The organism is Kosakonia sp. SOY2 (genome assembly GCF_027109175.1).
Classification (GTDB): domain Bacteria; phylum Pseudomonadota; class Gammaproteobacteria; order Enterobacterales; family Enterobacteriaceae; genus Kosakonia.
Map to the genome: position 1 here is coordinate 232996 of NZ_JAPVXH010000001.1, position 16532 is coordinate 249527.

Below are 16532 nucleotides of genomic sequence, written 5' to 3' on the forward strand. Positions count from 1 at the left end.
GCTTACTGACGTTGCGATGCTGCTGTATACGTCTTGTATATACATGATAAGCACATAAGGTGCCAGTTTAATCAATTTATTTATTTCACATATAAAACAATGCGTTGTTATTGATGGCTTTTTTGATCGTAGTGAAAGAAGGGGTATTGGTGCATTTTTTTGCACTGCTATTGTGCTTTAAAGCGTTGAAATGATCATTTTTAGTGCATCTCTGCGCTGTTTTAAAGCGAGCGTGTGGGGAAATGAAGCTGAGGGAATTCGTTTTGTTGTGCTGGATTTATTAACAATGTTTTTATATATATTTGTTTTTAATTGGTTTTATTTAAATGATCAATGTTGCGATGACGTTATGGCACATGGCTTGCTAGTTGTACATACAAGGATATACAAAAGTTTTTTTGCATTGCCGTCACAACGGGACGGCAAACGATGACCATAAGGCGTAACGATGATTACTTTCAACAATGTGACCAAGCATTATCACGACGGTACCGTCGTGGTCGATGGCCTGAACCTTGTCGCGCCAGGAGGCAAAATTACTGTGCTGGTGGGGCCGTCTGGTTGCGGAAAAACCACCTCATTACGCATGATCAACCGGCTGGTGGAGCCCTCATCCGGGACGATTTTGCTCAATGGCGAATCCACCGCTCAGATGGATGTTGTGCAATTGCGCCGCCGTATTGGTTATGTGATCCAGAATGCCGGCTTGTTCCCGCATAAAACCATCATCGATAACATCGCCACTACCGCGATCCTTAATGGCGCGGCGAAAAGCAAAGCCAGGGCCAGAGCGGCAGAATTACTGGAAGTGGTCGGTCTGGCGCCGCAACTGACGAAACGCTACCCGTGGCAACTCTCCGGTGGCCAACAGCAGCGCGTCGGCGTGGCGCGTGCACTGGCTGCCGACCCGGAATTTATGCTGATGGACGAACCCTTCAGCGCCGTTGACCCTGTGGTGCGTGAACAGTTGCAGGAAGAGTTTCTGCGCATTCAGAAAGAGGTCAGCAAGACCATCATTATGGTCACGCACGATATTGATGAAGCAATGAAACTGGGTGATTGTGTTGCGGTGCTGAAACCTGGCGGCAAGCTGGCGCAACTGGCGACGCCGGGCGAACTGCTGAATGCGCCGCAGAGCGAATTTGTCGCCGATTTCATTGGCCGCGACCGCGGTTATCGCAAACTCAGTTTCCACACCTCCGCACCGCTGACGGCGTTGCAGGCGGAACCGGCTATCGAAATGGGCGCGTCACTTGCGCAGGCACGCAATATCAGCGCACAACGTTGGCTGCTGGTGACGCAGCAGGGCAGAGCCTGCGGCTGGTTTGACACGCATCAGCAGGTAACGGCGATAGCGCCGGAAAACGTGAACCTTGGCGCGACATTTTCTCCGCAGGGCGGCACGCTGCGCCAGTTGCTGGATTCGGCGCTCAGTTCTCCCTGCCATCGCGCCGTGGTGGTCGATGAACAGCTTGCCCCGCTGGGATCGCTGGCGCTGGACAATGTGCTGGATGCCTGCAAGTCGCTGACGCAGGAGGCGCTATGAGATTTGACTGGCTGTGGGGGCAAAGCGACAGGATCCTCAGCTTGCTGCTCTGGCACTGCTATTTGTCGATTACGCCGATCCTGATCGGCCTGCTGCTGGCAATACCTGTCGGCTGGGCCGTGAACAACCTGCCAAAAGTGAAAGGTCTCATCCTGAATCTGTTCGGCCTGCTGTACACCATTCCGTCGCTGGCGCTGTTTGTACTGCTGCCGCCGCTGCTGAATACGCAAATTCTCGACCCCATCAACGTGGTCGTGGCGCTGACTATCTACAGCTTTGCGCTGCTGGTCAGAACCGTGTGCGACGGGCTGGATTCCGTCGCCGAAGATACCCGGCAGTCTGCTTTTGCGCTGGGGTACAAACCGCTACAGCAATTTATGCAGATCGACCTGCCGCTTGCCGTGCCGGTGATCGGCTCCGGGCTGCGTGTGGCCGTGGTTTCGAATGTCAGCATCGTGTCGGTTGCCGCGCTGATTGGCGCGCCACAGTTAGGTTCGCTGTTTACCCAGGGGTTTCAGCTTCAGTTTCTCACCCCGATTATCGCCGGGATTGTGCTGTGCATCGCGCTGGCCTTCATTCTGGATTGCCTGGTGGTGGCGATAACCCGCTCTTTAAGCCGCTGGCAACCGCAAAGGGGATAACTGATGAGTGAATGGTTTTTCGATCTAAGCCACTGGTACGGCGACGACGGCATTGTGCCGCTGCTGTTGCAGCATATCGGTTACAGCGCGGCGGCGCTGGCGATTGCCGTCGCCATTGCGTTTCCGGTCGGCTGCTACACCGGCCATACCGGGAAAGGGGAGGCGCTGCTGATTGGCACCACCAACGCCCTGCGTTCGTTGCCCTCTTTTGGTCTGATTATTTTGCTGGTGATCCTGCTGGCGGGGTATTTCGAATCGGATTTGGCCTTTGTTTTACCCTGCATCATCGTGCTGGTGGTGCTGGCGCTGCCGCCAGTGGCGCTGGGCGTACATGCGGGTATCCGTTCTGTCGATCCCAGCGTGCATGACGCGGCAAAAGGGATTGGTCTGACGCCGCTTCAGGTGCTGTTGCAGGTTGAGTTGCCCTGCGCAATGCCGCTGATCCTCTCCGGGATCCGCAGTGCCGCGCTGCAAATTGTCTCCACTGCGACCATTGCGGCCTACGTTTCACTCGGCGGCCTGGGACGATTGATTATCGATGGGCGTGCCGCCAACGACTTTGCGCAGATGACCGCCGGGGCCATCCTCGTCGCGCTGCTGGCATTGATCATTGATCTCTTTTTTTCGCTTTCAGGGAAAGTCGTGGTTTCACCGGGCATCACCCGGAAAACCAAAAACCAGTGATGTTGAGTCCTTTAATTACAGAAGGTTAATAAGATGATTAAGAAACGCTATTTAACGTTGTTCAGTGCCGCACTGCTGTCTGTCGCTTCTTCTGTCTGGGCTGCGGATGCCGGCCAGAAAGTGATTATTGGTTCGGCGGATTTTCCGGAAAACCAGTTGCTGGCGACCATTTACGCCGGGGCGCTGGAAGCGCAAAACATTCCGGTCGAGAAAAAACTCAACATTGGTAGCCGTGAAGTCTATATCCCGGCTCTGCTCGACGGTTCCATCACCGTGATCCCTGAGTACAGCGGCGCGCTGTTAAGCTATCTGGATGCGAAAAACGACGCGCACAGTTCGGAAGATGTGGCGAAAGCGCTGGCCGCCAAACTGCCGGAAAAAGTGAAAATGCTGAACACGTCCACGGCGCAAAACAGCGATGTGCTGGCGGTAACGAAGAAAACCGCCGACAAGTACAAACTGAAAACCATCGACGATCTGAAACCTGTCGCCGGGCAGTTAGTGCTTGGCGGCCCGGCGGAGTGGAAAACCCGTCATGAAGGCGTTCCCGGCTTGCGTGAAGTTTATGGCCTGAATTTCAAAACCTTCAAAGTGCTGGATGTCGCTGGTCCGCTGACGCTGACGGCGCTGAAAAATAACCAGATTCAGGTGGCTGATCTGACCTCCACTACGCCGGAAATCAAAAAAGATCACCTGGTTGCGCTGGAAGATCCGAAACACCTGTTTGCCGCGCAGAACATTGTGCCCATTGTCGCCAGCAGCACACTGAACCCGACCATTGAAAGCACGCTGAACAAAATCTCCGCGCAGCTCACCACCGAAGATCTGATCGCCATGAACGAGCAGCTTGCAGAGTTCGCCAGCATTGATGATGTAGCGCATCAATGGCTGGTTAAACACCAGTTGAGCAAGTAAGGAACGGCTGCGAGATGACGACAACAATCCGTTCTTCCATGCCGCATATGGATGCGGTCACCTTAGGCAGGGATGTCACGACCATTGATGAGCTGGTGCGCATTGCCGATGGCGCTCAGGTTGTTCTGGCTGATGATGCGCTGGCGCAAATGGATAAGGTCAGCGGTTATATTCACAAGGCGATTGCTGACGGGAAGGTGATTTATGGTCTGACAACCGGCGTGGGAGACCTGGTGACCGAGCGTCTCTCTGCGGATCAAATTGCCAGCGTGCAACTCAATATGCTGCGTAGTCACGCCTGCGGGATGGGGCCGGATTTGTCGGTGCGGGAAGTGCGGGCGATGATGGCGGTGATGCTGAAATCGCTGTTGCAGGGCTACAGCGGCGTCAGTTCTGAACTGGCGCAGCGTATGTGCCTGATGCTGAACCGGCAGGTGACGCCGTGGTCGCCTGCCAGCGGTTCCGTGGGGTATCTGATTGCTACCGCGCATATCGGCTTATCGTTATTTGGCGAAGGGCAGTGCTGGTATCAGGGGGAGTTGTTGCCCTCCACCGACGCGCTGGCAAAAGCGGGCATTGCGCCGCGCATTCCCGGCCCGCGCGAAGGACACGCGCTGATCAGCGGCACCTACGAAATTACCGCACTGGCTTGTCTGGCGGTGCGGGATTTCGAGCAGTTGCTGCCGGTCGCGGATATGGCAGGCGGCATGTGTCTCGAAGCGCTGAAAGGCAACACCCGCGGCTATGACGCGCGTCTGCACGCTCTGCGTCCGCATGACGGGCAACAAGAAACAGCGCAGAATTTGCGCCGTTTACTGCACGGTAGCGAGATCCTTCAGCGTTACCGCGATCACCGGGTGCAGGATGCGCTCAGCTTACGCTGCATCCCGCAAATCCATGGCGCGGTGCGCGATCAACTGGCGCATTGTCGTCATATCGTTAATACCGAACTCAATTCGGTGACCGACAACCCGGTGTTTTTGATTGAAGACGATGCGCTGGTGATTTTGCCTGGCGGCAACGGTCACGGTGCGCCGCTGGCGCTGGCACTCGATGCGCTGGCGGTGGCTATTGCGCAACTGAGCACGGCGTCGCAGGCGCGTTCTGACCGTATTACCAACGTCCATCTCAGCGGCTTACCGGCATTTCTGGTCGGCAAAAGCGGAGCTAATTCCGGGATGATGATCCCGCCGTATGTCGCCGCCGCGCTCGCCGGGGATAATCGCAGCCTGGCGGCACCCGCCAGCGTACATACGGTTTCCACCTGTGCCGGGCAGGAAGACCATATCAGTATGGGCGTCTCCTCGGCGCGAAAAGCGATGCAGGCGGTGGCAAACGCGGTGGATATCGTGGCTATCGAGCTGCTGTGCGCTTGTCAGGCGATTGAATTTCATCGCCCGCTGCGCGCCTCGGTGGGGACAGAGCTGACGCTCTCGCAGGTACGCCAGCAGGTCGCGTTTCGTGAAACCGATACGCCGATGTACACGGATATGCATGCCGTCCGGGATCTGATTGCGGATGGCGAACTAAGCCGCCAGCTTGCTTTACTGATAAAGGAGGGGGCTGATGAGTAAAGCTAATCGCCTGCTCAAGAGAAAATGGAGACTGGAGCTGTCGCGTGTGTAGGCAGGCATAGGGTGCGCTTTGCGATTACCTGGCGCACGCCTCGTCTGTTGCGTGCGCCAGGGAAATCCCTGTCGATGCGGCTCGATGTATGAATGGTGAAGAGGTGCCCTGCAGGGCTGATTAGCCAGCGGGTGCAGCCTGATGAACGGGAAGCACAGGCTAAGCATTGCGTGATAAATCACCCAGACCGCGGAGCTGGCGGTGGTCAAGTTCGTAGCGGTGCTGGCCCGCGACGCGTGCGGGAGTGATTTATGAGCGGGTTAATTGCCGATAATCAAGAGGGCTGGCGGCGTTTCAGAAGGTCGACGCCGCAGTTTAGCCGGTGTTAACGGGATGTCAGCGTCACGCAGGCGAAAAGCGTGTCGCTGCCTGCGTTGACGGTAACCGTCGCCGGGTTATCAAGCAGCAGGCTGTCGTAATGTTGCAGCGTATGGCGTTCGTCCCCGACGATGACGTCAAGCAGATTTCCTGCATTGAACAGCAGCATTGTTCCCTGCTGATGTTGCCATGTGCCAGCGCGCTGCCAGCGCACCGTTGCCAGGGTGGTTTCACGGCGATAAATCACATTGAAATCAAGTAACGGCCCGCCGACAACCTCGCAGAACACCTCGCTGTCGCCGTTAAAATCCGTCGCCTGAAACGGAGGAATTAACGCGCTGCGCTGGTCATCAATCGTCAGAAACATGCCTTCGCCTTCCAGTACACTGATGTTTCGCAGGTAACCGGAGAAACGTGAGAACGCCCCGTCTTCGCGGATTGTCGCAACCGATATGCGCCAGTCATACTGGTCGCTGGCGGGAAAACGGCACACTTCGCGGGTGACACCCTGGCCATTTTTCCAGCGCATCTCAGCGTAGCCACTAGAAGGCAGCAGCCTCATTTGCGCATACTTCCTTCCAGACGGTAACGTGAACCCGGATAGACCAGGCGCACGCTGGTGACGATTTTCTTGTCCTGACGACCGGTCCAGGTGCGGCGGTTTACTTGCAGGCAGGGGGTGTGTTCATCAATTTCCAGGTAAACGCACTCGCTGCGGGGCACGTTCACCGCCTCGATAATATGCTCACCTTCGACAATCGGTGCGATGGAAGAGAGATAGGCATTCGGCGTGATACGGGTAAAATCCTGCTGCAGATAGTCTGGCACAATCAGCGCATTCACCAGCCTGTCTTCCAGCATCACCGGAACGCCGTCTTCATAATGGCAAATCAACGAATGGAACAGGCGGCTGCCTTTCGGCAGATTAAAAGCCAGCGCTTGCTGAGCATCTGCATGCTGCTGGGTCAGCTCCAGCACTCTGGCGTGATGGCGATGGCCGCGGCTGGCAATCTCATCAGCAATATTATTGATTTCCAGCAGCGCCGACTGCCCGCGGACTTCGGCGACAAAGGTGCCAATGCCCTGCATACGCACCAGCAGCCCTTCGGCGGTCAGTTCACGCAGCGCGCGGTTGATGGTCATCCGGCTGTAGCCAAACTGGCTGACCAGCTCGCTTTCGGACGGCACGCGGTAGTTCACCGGCCAGGCGCCGCTGTGGATATTGGTTTTAATCATGCTCTTCACCCTTTCATAGAAAGGGGCGGGCTGATCAAGACGTGTCTCGCTTGCGGCTGCTTTAAAAATATCGCTTTGCTCCATGAACCCTTTCCTCGGCCGGATAACCGTTGAAGTTTACTCTACACATATTTGGATGTATATATATAAGCATGTATATACATATCAAATAACGGCAGGCGGTGAGGGGATATATGACGGTATATTTCGCGGCAAAAGCATTGTTGTCGCAGGGCTGGGCGGAGAATGTTCGCATCACGGTTTCCCCGCAGGGCATCATCACCGCGCTCGAAAGCGGTAGTCAGCCAGACGACACGGCGATTCGCCTGGAGGGTTTTTTGGTGCCGGGCATGCCAAACCTGCATTCGCACGCTTTTCAGCGTGCAATGGCCGGGCTAACCGAAGTGGTGGGCGATCCGGCGGACAGCTTCTGGACATGGCGCGATTTGATGTACCGGCTGGTGGATAAAATTACCCCCGAACAGCTGGAAACCATTGCCAGCTATCTGTACATCGAAATGCTGAAGGCCGGTTATACTTCCGTTGCCGAATTTCACTATTTGCACCACGATCGTGGCGGAAAACCTTACGCACAGCCAGCCGAGCTGGCGATGCGTATTTCGCAGGCGGCGAAAACGGCGGGTATTGGCCTGACATTACTGCCGGTGCTTTACAGTTTCTCCGGTTTTGGTGGGCAGCCAGCGACCGCCGGGCAGAGCCGCTTTATTCACGATACGGAAGGCTACCTTGCACTGCATGCCACGCTGACGTCGCAGCTTGCTGCTGAGCCGATGCAGCGTACCGGGCTGTGCTTCCACTCGCTGCGAGCCGTTACGCCGGAACAGATGCAGAGCGTGCTTAAAGCCTGTCCACAACCACAACCGGTGCATATTCATATTGCCGAGCAGCAAAAAGAGGTTGATGACTGCGTGGCCTGGTCTGGATTGCGTCCGGTGGAGTGGCTTTATCAGCATATGCCGGTGGATGAACAGTGGTGTCTGATCCATGCCACGCATATTACACCGCAGGAAACCCAACAGATTGCCGCTTCCGGCGCAGTGGCGGGCCTGTGCCTGACCACTGAAGCCAATCTTGGCGATGGTATTTTCCCGGGGCCGGACTATCTTGCGCAGCAGGGGCGCTGGGGAATTGGCTCCGACAGCCATATCAGCGTCAGCGTCAGCGAGGATTTGCGCTGGTTTGAGTACGGGCAACGGTTAAACAAACGGCGGCGCAACTTACTGTCTTTGCCGGATGAGCCTTATATTGGCAATGTGCTGTATCAGGGGGCATTGCAGGGCGGACGCCGTGCGCTGGGGCAGGCGATTGGTCAACTGGCGGTCGGCGATCGCGCGGATATGCTGTTGCTCGACAGCCGCGATCCCTTCCTTGCAGCCGCAGGCGATCGTGAACGTCTGAACCGCTGGATTTTCGCCTGCTCAACAAACCCGATAAAAAGGGTAATGGCGGGAGGACGCTGGGTGATTGAAGAGGGGCGTCACGCACAGGAGGAGCAGGTGACCTCTGCATTTATTAAGGTGATGCAGCAACTGGTGGCGTAACACTAAGCAGCAGGACGTTGATAAGGACCAATGGCGGTTGGCAGACGTGAGAAGTGATTTAACTTACTGAATCTGTAGGGTAATGACGACTTTGATCGATGTTCGCAGGAAGGGGGATATTGTCCCCTGCAGGAATCGAACCTGCAACTAGCCCTTAGGAGGGGCTCGTTATATCCATTTAACTAAGGGGACAAAGCGGCGGGAGTATAACGTTATTTACGTCTCGCGTTAAGCTCACATGCCGCCAAGTGATTAAACTGTCGCCGTTTAAGCCTCTTTTTCTGCGCCGTCGCGTTGCTGTTTTTGCTCGTCGGCGCGGGCTTTGGCTTCGGCTTTACGCGCGTTGATCATATCGTTACGGATCTGCGCGTGGCTGAGCAGAGCAAAAATAAAGGTGCCGCCGCAAATATTCCCGGCGAGTGTCGGCAGGGCGAAAGGCCAGATAAATTCGCTCCAGTGCAGCGTACCGTTAAACACCAGATAGAAAATCTCCACCGCACCGACCACGATATGCGTGGTATCCGCCAGCGCGATAAGCCAGGTCATTAAAATGATCACCACAATTTTCGCCGCGCCCGCTGAAGGGAACATCCACACCATGGTCGCGATGATCCAGCCGGAGATAATGGCGTTGGAGAACATCTCCAGCGGCGTGTTCTTCATCACCTCCATGCCGATTTTGACAAAAGCATCGCGGGTGGCTTCATCGAATATGGGCATATACTCGAACGCCCAGGCGGCAATAGCCGTACCAACCAGGTTCCCGAGTAACACCACGCTCCATAAGCGCGTCATCAGGCCAAAGTTAACCCAACTGGGTTTTTGCATCACCGGTAATACGGCCGTGACGGTGTTTTCGGTAAACAACTGCTGGCGCGCCATAATGACAATAATAAAGCCAAAGGTGTAACCGAGGTTCTCCAGCAGAAAACCGCCGGGAATGCCGTCGAGCTGTACGTGAAAAATCCCCTTTGCCAGCAGCGACGCGCTCATCGATAAACCCGCCGCAATCGCTGACCAGAACAGCGCCATCGCGTCGCGTTCCAGCTCTTTTTCGCCGTCCTGGCGAATATGTTCATGAATCGCCATGGCGCGTGAGGGCAGGCGTTCTTCATCAAGTTCTATTTTCTTCCCACTCTTCTTCTCGTCGCTCTCCACTTGTATGTCATCGCTGTGTTTGTCGAGTTTCTCTTCTTTAATATTGTCCACGATGGCCTCGCTTGGTGATGGCGGCAAAATTTAAGCGTAGCGGTTTTCACGCTTATTCCGTGACGGCATCGTCCTAAATTGCGCGAAAAGCAATAATGGCAATACGATATTGACGAAGTTTGTATAGAATTGTTAACGAGCCGTAAAGGTGAGTTCGGTTAGGCTGAGTGAGCTTTGTTCGCTACGTGGACATCAGAATATGTGCTGATACAATGCGTTGCGCATTGTCTGCGCAAAACGGATTTCCGCGTTTGCGTTATTCAAAAATGGCATTCAGCGATGACCATTTTCTTCAGGGAGACACCTATGAAATTCCGCCTGTCGGCGCTTGCGCTGGCTACCACTGTGCTGGTCGGTTGTGCCAGTTCCGGTAAAGATTCGCAGGGACGTTCAGACCCGCTGGAAGGGTTCAACCGCACCATGTACAGCTTCAACTTCAATGTACTGGATCCGTATGTTGTCAGGCCCGTTGCCGTTGTCTGGCGTGATTATGTGCCGCAGCCAGCGCGTAATGGTCTGAGCAACTTTACCAGCAACCTTGAAGAACCGGCGGTGATGGTGAACTTCTTCTTACAAGGCGATCCATACCAGGGAATGGTTCATTTTACACGCTTCTTCCTGAACACCCTGCTGGGGATGGGCGGCTTGATGGATGTCGCGGGTGCCGCGAACCCGAAATTGCAGCGCGTTGAACCGCACCGTTTTGGTAGCACGCTGGGGCATTACGGCATGGGTTACGGCCCTTATATGCAACTGCCATTCTATGGCAGTTTCACGCTGCGTGAAGACGGTGGTGATATGGCCGATACGCTCTATCCGGTGCTGTCGTGGCTGACATGGCCGCTGTCGGTGGGCAAATGGACGGTTGAAGGCATTGAATCGCGCGCGCAACTGCTGGATTCAGACGGCCTGCTGCGCCAGTCTTCCGATCCGTACATTCTGGTGCGTGAAGCCTACTTCCAGCGCCACGACTTTATCGCCAACGGTGGTAAGCTGAAACCGCAGGAAAACCCGAACGCGCAGGCGATAGAGGGCGATTTGAAAGATATCGACTCGCAATAAACCCAGCCCAGCAAATAAAAAAGGTGAGCACGGCGCTCACCTTTTTTTATGCCTGATGGTTTATCAGAACGCGTAGTTGAAGTTCGCGCCGTACAGCCATGCACGACCTTCAGAGCTGAAGGTATACGGGCCTTCGGTGAATTTCACTTTCTGACCGTGCATATAAGAAACACCGACGTCGACGGACGCATCTTTATTAAATGCATAGGTCGCACCGGTGCTCAGCCAGAGGCGATCCTGATCCGGGATGGAGATGGAGCGTTTGTCTGCCGGAACCGGGCTGTCATCGAAGGCGATACCGGCGCGGAAGGTCCAGTTATCATCCATATAATAGGTAGTACCCAGCGCGATACGGTAGGCGTCTTTAAAGCTTTCATCTTTATAGAACAGCGTCTGGCCGTTGTCGCCGGTCGCTTTCAGCTCCTGGAACTGGCTCCAGCTGGTGTAAGTCAGGCTGTAGTGAATGGCCCACTGCGGGTCAACACGGTTATAACCCGACACTTCCCACATTTCCGGCAGGTGCAATGAGAGCGAACCGTTGGTGGTGGCACCACCGGTACCGTATGGCAAGCCCAGACCCAGCGCAGCATTGATTGGGTTTAGCGCTGCGGGCAGGCTGCTCTTATAATCGCCGTCGAAGTCGACTTTGACTTCAGAGCGATAGGTGAAAGCGTAGCGGTTGTTTTTATCCAGCTCGTAGAGAATACCGGCATTCCAGCCAAAGCCCCACTCATCCCCTTTCAGATGGGCGATTTGCGTATCGCGGCTAATACCGCCAGCCTGCGCGCCAATCGCGGCGGCTTGTTGCGCGGACAACTGACCGGATTGCACCAGCCCTGGCAGACCTGCGCCGATGATTTGCGGCAGATCGCCCGCGTAACGTTCAACTTTCGCTTTGGCGTAAACGGCGTCGAAACCGAGGCCGAAGCTCCAGTGGCTATCCAGACGATACGCACCGCTCAGGTTGAGGTTCAGCGTTTCGAGATCGGTTTTACCGCCCATTGAACCGGCTGCATAGCTGTTGTTGAACTCGGTGGCCAGCCCGTAGTTAGAGGTCACGGACGCGCCCCAGCCAAATTGATCGTTAATCGGTGCCACGAAGTGCAGGTTCGGGATCCACGCGGTCGGGGCGATGTTGTCCTGGCTAGCATTGTTACCAATGGCAGAACGGCCCTTTACGTTAACATCCGGATCGACAAACACCGCACCACCAGAGAAGGTTGGGCGATCGAACATGGTGATCAGCGCCGGGTTGCGGCTGACGCTGCCTGCGTCATCAGCAATAGCGCCTTCACCGGAATAAGCCCGGCCAAGGCCAGAGGATGAAAACTCGTTGAGTTGAAAGCCTGCGGACCAGGCCTGGGTAGAAACGATTGCCACTGCGACTGCCAACGCAGACTTGGTAAACCGGGTTTTCTGGCTCATGACCATAACCTCATTCGAAATCGATTTATTTTTATACAAACTTTGTTACGCGGGGTAACAGGAGCGCGAAGTGTAGGGTCTGAGGTACATCTGAGAAATCAGACCAGTGGCGAGAGTATAGGTCTGACCAGAGGAAATGTTGCAAGTATGTATATAAGATTTTTCAATTGTGATCTTCGAAACGGGATCTGCGCAGCAAAATTGCCCCCGGTGTTAATCAGTCGATTAGATGATTTTTGTTTTAGATCATTTTTAAGTGTGATTTCGGTCACTTATCACCGCTTGCGGAATTAACAACTGGAGCCACATTCCCTCGCGGCGTAAAATATGCGCAATGTTTATCTGGCACCTTGGGTGCGAATTCAGAGGAAATCTACCATGAGTAAATGCAGTGCTGATGAAACCCCGGTTTGCTGCTGTATGGATGTTGGCACCATTATGGACAACTCCGACTGCACCGCCTCTTACAGCCGCGTGTTCGCTAAACGCGCCGATGCGGAAGAAACCCTGGCTGCGCTGAGCGCCAGAGCCCGCAGCGTGGAATCCGATCCTTGCCAAATCACTTCCACGTTCACGGAAGTGGCAGACGGTGTGCGCCTGGATATCGATTTTGTCTTCGCTTGCGAAGCCGAAACGCTGATTTTCCAGCTCGGTCTGCGTTAATTATCCCACCAACGCTCCCGTCCAGCGGGGGCGTTTTGTTAAGTATCTCTGTGCCTTAGCTCCCATTTTTTTCTCCCTCCCATTGGCTAAATGTAAAAAATTGGTTAAGACTGTTATCAGGTCAGACCACTTAATGCATTACGCTGTTAACAGGGGAGTGTTATGAAGGCATTACCGCTTGTCACCCGCCAGGGCGACCGCATTGCCATTGTCAGTGGGTTACGTACCCCTTTTGCCCGCCAGGCGACCGTCTTCCACGGCGTGCCGGCCATCGATCTTGGCAAAATGGTGGTGGGAGAGATGCTGGCACGCAGCGAAATTCCCCCCGAAGTGATTGAACAACTGGTTTTTGGCCAGGTGGTTCAAATGCCCGAAGCGCCGAATATTGCGCGCGAAATTGTGCTTGGCACCGGCATGAGTGTGCATACCGACGCTTACAGTGTAAGCCGCGCCTGCGCGACCAGCTTTCAGGCGGTGGCGAATGTCACCGAAAGTCTGCTGGCGGGCACCATCCGTGCCGGTATCGCCGGTGGGGCCGATTCGTCTTCGGTGCTGCCGATTGGCGTCAGCAAAAAACTGGCGCGAACGCTGGTGGATGCCAACAAAGCGCGCAGCATGGGGCAAAAACTGAAACTCTTCTCGCGCCTGCGTCTGCGCGACCTGCTGCCGGTTCCTCCGGCGGTGGCGGAATATTCCACCGGCCTGCGCATGGGCGATACCGCTGAACAGATGGCGAAAACCTACGGTATCAGCCGTGAGCAGCAGGATGCGCTGGCGCACCGCTCACACCAACTTGCCGCCCAGGCCTGGGCAGAAGGCAAACTGGCAGAAGAGGTGATGACCGCTTACGCGCCGCCATTTCGTGACCCGGTCGAGAAAGATAACAACGTACGTACAAATTCGAGCCTGGCGGATTATGCAAAACTGCGCCCGGCGTTTGATCGCCAGCACGGTACGGTGACGGCGGCCAACAGTACGCCGCTTACCGATGGCGCCGCGGCGGTGATCCTGATGACGGAATCCCGCGCCAAAGAGCTTGGGCTGGCGCCGTTGGGATACCTGCGCAGCTATGCGTTTACCGCGATTGATGTGCGTGAAGATATGCTGCTTGGCCCGGCGTGGGCAACGCCGCTGGCGCTGGAGCGAGCCGGATTATCAATGACGGATTTAACCCTGCTTGATATGCATGAAGCCTTTGCCGCGCAAACGCTGAGCAATCTGAAGCTGATGGCCAGCGAGCGTTTTGCCCGCGAGGTACTGGGACGTTCACAGGCAACCGGCGAAGTGGATGACAGCAAATTTAACGTGCTTGGCGGCTCTATCGCTTATGGGCATCCGTTTGCCGCTACCGGCGCGCGTATGATCACTCAGACCCTGCATGAGCTGCGCCGTCGTGGCGGCGGTTTTGGTCTGGTGACAGCCTGTGCCGCGGGCGGTCTGGGTGCGGCAATGGTTCTGGAGGCAGAGTAATGACCACAACATCGGCATTTACCCTTAGTGTGCGTCCCGACAATGTGGCGGTAGTCGCTATTGATGTACCGAACGAGAAGATGAACACCCTGAAAGCGGAGTTCGCAACGGATGTTCGCGCCATTTTAAAACAGATCCGCGAAAACAAAGCGTTGCGCGGCGTGGTGTTTATCTCAGCAAAACCGGACAACTTTATTGCGGGCGCGGATATCAATATGATCGCCCGCTGCCAGACGGCGAAAGAGGCCGAAGAGCTCGCCCGTCAGGGGCAGCAACTGATGGCGGAAATCCACGCCCTGCCGATCCCGGTCATCGCCGCGATTAATGGCCCCTGCCTCGGCGGTGGGCTGGAACTGGCGCTGGCGTGCTATCGCCGGATTTGTACAAACGATGCCAAAACGGTGCTGGGATTACCGGAAGTGCAACTGGGGTTGCTTCCCGGCTCTGGCGGTACGCAACGTTTGCCGCGCCTGATCGGCGTGAGGACCACGCTGGAGATGATCCTCACCGGTAAGCAGTTACGCCCACGGCAGGCATTAAAAGTGGGTCTGGTTGACGATGTGGTTCCGCCTTCCATTTTACTGGACGCCGCCGTCGGACTGGTTTCGCAGGGGCGTCCTGCCAGCCGCCATTTACCGGTGCGCGAACGCATTCTTGCCGGGCCGCTTGGCCGCACTTTATTGTTCCGCATGGTCGCGAAGAAAACGGAACAGAAAACCCAGGGGAATTATCCTGCTGCATCACGCATTCTCTCGGTGGTTGAAACCGGTCTTGCCCAGGGGCGCAGCAGCGGTTATGACGCCGAAGCGCGCGCGTTTGGTCAACTGGCGATGACGCCGCAATCGCAGGCGCTGCGGCATCTCTTCTTTACCAGTACCGATATCAAAAAAGATCCTGGCAGCGTCGTCGAACCTGGCCCGCTTAACAGTGTGGGCGTGCTGGGCGGTGGGCTGATGGGCGGCGGTATCGCGTTTGTCACGGCCAGCAAAGGTGGGTTGCCGGTTCGCATTAAAGATATTAATGCGAAGGGCATTAACCATGCGCTGAAATACAGTTGGCAACAACTGGATAAAAAAGTGCGCCGTCGTTACATGAAACCCGCCGAGCGCGACAGCCAGATGGCGAAGATCTCCGGTTCGCTCGATTATCGTGGCTTTGCCCATCGCGATCTGGTGATTGAAGCGGTGTTTGAGGATCTTGCGTTGAAGCAGAAAATGGTCGCTGAAGTCGAAGCTAACTGCGCAGCGCATACCATTTTCGCCTCCAATACCTCGTCTTTACCGATCGGCGATATTGCTGCGCATGCGGCGCGTCCGGAAAAAGTTATCGGATTACATTTTTTCAGCCCGGTGGAAAAAATGCCGCTGGTCGAGGTGATCCCTCATGCCGGTACCGATGAGCAGACCATTGCCACGACGGTGAAGCTGGCGAAAAAACAGGGCAAAACGCCGATCGTGGTGGCAGATAAAGCGGGCTTTTACGTTAACCGCATCCTCGCGCCTTATATAAATGAAGCGATGCGCCTGCTAAGCGAAGGGCAACGCATTGAAACTATCGATCAGGCGCTGGTGAAATTCGGTTTTCCGGTGGGGCCCATCCAGTTGCTGGATGAAGTGGGGATCGATACCGGCACCAAAATTATCCCGGTGCTGGAAGCTGCCTATGGAGAACGTTTTAGCGCGCCTGCAAGTGTGGTTAACGCAATCTTGAATGACGATCGCAAAGGCAGAAAAAATGAGCGCGGTTTCTATCTTTACCCGACGAAAGGGCGTAAAAGCAAAAAGCAGCCAGACCCATCGATCTACCGCTTAATCGGTGTTTCAGATGGCACGCAGTTACCGCCTCAGCAGATAGCAGAACGGTGCGTGATGTTGATGCTGAACGAAGCGGCTCGCTGCTTTGATGAACAGGTGATTCGCAGCGCGCGCGATGGTGATATTGGTGCCGTGTTTGGCATCGGTTTCTCACCGTTTTTGGGCGGGCCGTTCCACTATATGGATGCGCTGGGCATAAGCGAAGTGGTGGCGACACTACAGCGGTTACAGGCGCAGTACGGCGAGCGTTTTGCTCCTTGCGAGCCGCTGTTACGCATGGCGGAACAAGGTGTAACTTTCTGGCCGACAAAAGAAACCGAACGTTTCAGTTAGTGTCTAAAAAAGTAATTCTGTTATACCT

General features: G+C 55.4%; 14 protein-coding genes and 1 tRNA gene. 10 read left to right on the plus strand and 5 right to left on the minus strand.

Annotation, left to right across the window (positions count from 1 at the left end):
* The first annotated feature begins 448 nt into the window (after positions 1-448).
* From O3S68_RS01090 to O3S68_RS01110, 5 genes are read left to right on the plus strand one after another with little or no spacing between them, the layout of a single operon-like run.
* Positions 449-1546 carry an ABC transporter ATP-binding protein gene (locus O3S68_RS01090; protein WP_269230623.1) on the plus strand — a complete coding sequence of 366 codons (1098 nt, stop codon included), beginning with the start codon at positions 449-451 and terminating at the stop codon, positions 1544-1546.
* Positions 1543-2187: an ABC transporter permease gene (locus tag O3S68_RS01095; protein ID WP_097407738.1), complete on the plus strand. Its 645-nt coding sequence runs from the start codon at positions 1543-1545 to the stop codon at positions 2185-2187. Before O3S68_RS01090 ends, O3S68_RS01095 begins: the two co-directional genes overlap by 4 nt.
* A gap of 3 nt (positions 2188-2190) precedes the next feature.
* The gene (locus tag O3S68_RS01100) at positions 2191-2871 is read left to right on the plus strand and encodes an ABC transporter permease (protein WP_020454586.1); all 681 of its coding nucleotides are present in this window, start codon (positions 2191-2193) and stop codon (positions 2869-2871) included.
* Between the two features lie 33 nt (positions 2872-2904).
* The gene (locus tag O3S68_RS01105; protein ID WP_045513091.1) at positions 2905-3786 is read left to right on the plus strand and encodes an ABC transporter substrate-binding protein; all 882 of its coding nucleotides are present in this window, start codon (positions 2905-2907) and stop codon (positions 3784-3786) included.
* A gap of 14 nt (positions 3787-3800) precedes the next feature.
* On the plus strand, positions 3801-5360 hold the full coding sequence (locus O3S68_RS01110; protein WP_269230624.1) for an HAL/PAL/TAL family ammonia-lyase: 1560 nt from the start codon (positions 3801-3803) through the stop codon (positions 5358-5360).
* Between the two features lie 377 nt (positions 5361-5737).
* On the opposite strand, the gene O3S68_RS01115 is transcribed toward O3S68_RS01110, so the two are convergent.
* Positions 5738-6292, minus strand: coding sequence for a HutD/Ves family protein (locus tag O3S68_RS01115; protein ID WP_269230625.1), 555 nt, complete (start codon positions 6290-6292; stop codon positions 5738-5740).
* Positions 6289-7050: a histidine utilization repressor gene (gene hutC, locus O3S68_RS01120; protein WP_269230626.1), complete on the minus strand. Its 762-nt coding sequence runs from the start codon at positions 7048-7050 to the stop codon at positions 6289-6291. Before hutC ends, O3S68_RS01115 begins: the two co-directional genes overlap by 4 nt.
* Positions 7051-7160: 110 nt before the next feature.
* Here hutC and O3S68_RS01125 point away from each other — a divergent pair, with 110 nt between their 5' ends.
* Positions 7161-8528, plus strand: a complete 1368-nt coding sequence (locus O3S68_RS01125) for a formimidoylglutamate deiminase (protein ID WP_269230627.1) — start codon at positions 7161-7163, stop codon at positions 8526-8528.
* 120 nt (positions 8529-8648) lie between these two features.
* Here the strand turns inward: O3S68_RS01125 and O3S68_RS01130 are convergent.
* Both O3S68_RS01130 and O3S68_RS01135 read right to left on the minus strand, forming a co-directional pair.
* Positions 8649-8720: transfer RNA gene (locus O3S68_RS01130), tRNA-Arg, on the minus strand.
* A 75-nt stretch (positions 8721-8795) separates the two neighbouring features.
* Positions 8796-9737 (minus strand): formate/nitrite transporter family protein, encoded by a 942-nt coding sequence (locus O3S68_RS01135; protein WP_269230628.1) that lies wholly within the window; start codon positions 9735-9737, stop codon positions 8796-8798.
* 306 nt (positions 9738-10043) lie between these two features.
* Here O3S68_RS01135 and mlaA point away from each other — a divergent pair, with 306 nt between their 5' ends.
* Positions 10044-10799 carry a phospholipid-binding lipoprotein MlaA gene (gene mlaA, locus O3S68_RS01140; RefSeq protein ID WP_017458648.1) on the plus strand — a complete coding sequence of 252 codons (756 nt, stop codon included), beginning with the start codon at positions 10044-10046 and terminating at the stop codon, positions 10797-10799.
* Between the two features lie 63 nt (positions 10800-10862).
* Here the strand turns inward: mlaA and fadL are convergent, their stop codons facing one another.
* On the minus strand, positions 10863-12224 hold the full coding sequence (gene fadL / locus O3S68_RS01145; RefSeq protein ID WP_269230629.1) for a long-chain fatty acid transporter FadL: 1362 nt from the start codon (positions 12222-12224) through the stop codon (positions 10863-10865).
* A 378-nt stretch (positions 12225-12602) separates the two neighbouring features.
* Between fadL and O3S68_RS01150 the strand changes: the two genes are divergently transcribed.
* From O3S68_RS01150 to fadJ, 3 genes are all read left to right on the plus strand, one after another.
* The gene (locus tag O3S68_RS01150) at positions 12603-12887 is read left to right on the plus strand and encodes a YfcZ/YiiS family protein (RefSeq protein WP_020454578.1); all 285 of its coding nucleotides are present in this window, start codon (positions 12603-12605) and stop codon (positions 12885-12887) included.
* 162 nt (positions 12888-13049) lie between these two features.
* Positions 13050-14357, plus strand: a complete 1308-nt coding sequence (gene fadI, locus O3S68_RS01155) for an acetyl-CoA C-acyltransferase FadI (RefSeq protein ID WP_269230630.1) — start codon at positions 13050-13052, stop codon at positions 14355-14357.
* Positions 14357-16504, plus strand: coding sequence for a fatty acid oxidation complex subunit alpha FadJ (gene fadJ / locus O3S68_RS01160; RefSeq protein WP_269230631.1), 2148 nt, complete (start codon positions 14357-14359; stop codon positions 16502-16504). The genes fadI and fadJ overlap by 1 nt, the downstream gene beginning before the upstream one ends.
* Positions 16505-16532: the final 28 nt, after the last annotated feature.

Coding starts and splice junctions, on each gene's coding strand:
- O3S68_RS01090 (WP_269230623.1), top strand. CDS start 449: ATGATTACTTTCAACAATGTGACCAAGCATTATCACGACGGTACCGTC.
- O3S68_RS01095 (WP_097407738.1), top strand. CDS start 1,543: ATGAGATTTGACTGGCTGTGGGGGCAAAGCGACAGGATCCTCAGCTTG.
- O3S68_RS01100 (WP_020454586.1), top strand. CDS start 2,191: ATGAGTGAATGGTTTTTCGATCTAAGCCACTGGTACGGCGACGACGGC.
- O3S68_RS01105 (WP_045513091.1), top strand. CDS start 2,905: ATGATTAAGAAACGCTATTTAACGTTGTTCAGTGCCGCACTGCTGTCT.
- O3S68_RS01110 (WP_269230624.1), top strand. CDS start 3,801: ATGACGACAACAATCCGTTCTTCCATGCCGCATATGGATGCGGTCACC.
- O3S68_RS01115 (WP_269230625.1), bottom strand. CDS start 6,292: ATGAGGCTGCTGCCTTCTAGTGGCTACGCTGAGATGCGCTGGAAAAAT.
- hutC (WP_269230626.1), bottom strand. CDS start 7,050: ATGGAGCAAAGCGATATTTTTAAAGCAGCCGCAAGCGAGACACGTCTT.
- O3S68_RS01125 (WP_269230627.1), top strand. CDS start 7,161: ATGACGGTATATTTCGCGGCAAAAGCATTGTTGTCGCAGGGCTGGGCG.
- mlaA (WP_017458648.1), top strand. CDS start 10,044: ATGAAATTCCGCCTGTCGGCGCTTGCGCTGGCTACCACTGTGCTGGTC.
- fadL (WP_269230629.1), bottom strand. CDS start 12,224: ATGAGCCAGAAAACCCGGTTTACCAAGTCTGCGTTGGCAGTCGCAGTG.
- O3S68_RS01150 (WP_020454578.1), top strand. CDS start 12,603: ATGAGTAAATGCAGTGCTGATGAAACCCCGGTTTGCTGCTGTATGGAT.
- fadI (WP_269230630.1), top strand. CDS start 13,050: ATGAAGGCATTACCGCTTGTCACCCGCCAGGGCGACCGCATTGCCATT.
- fadJ (WP_269230631.1), top strand. CDS start 14,357: ATGACCACAACATCGGCATTTACCCTTAGTGTGCGTCCCGACAATGTG.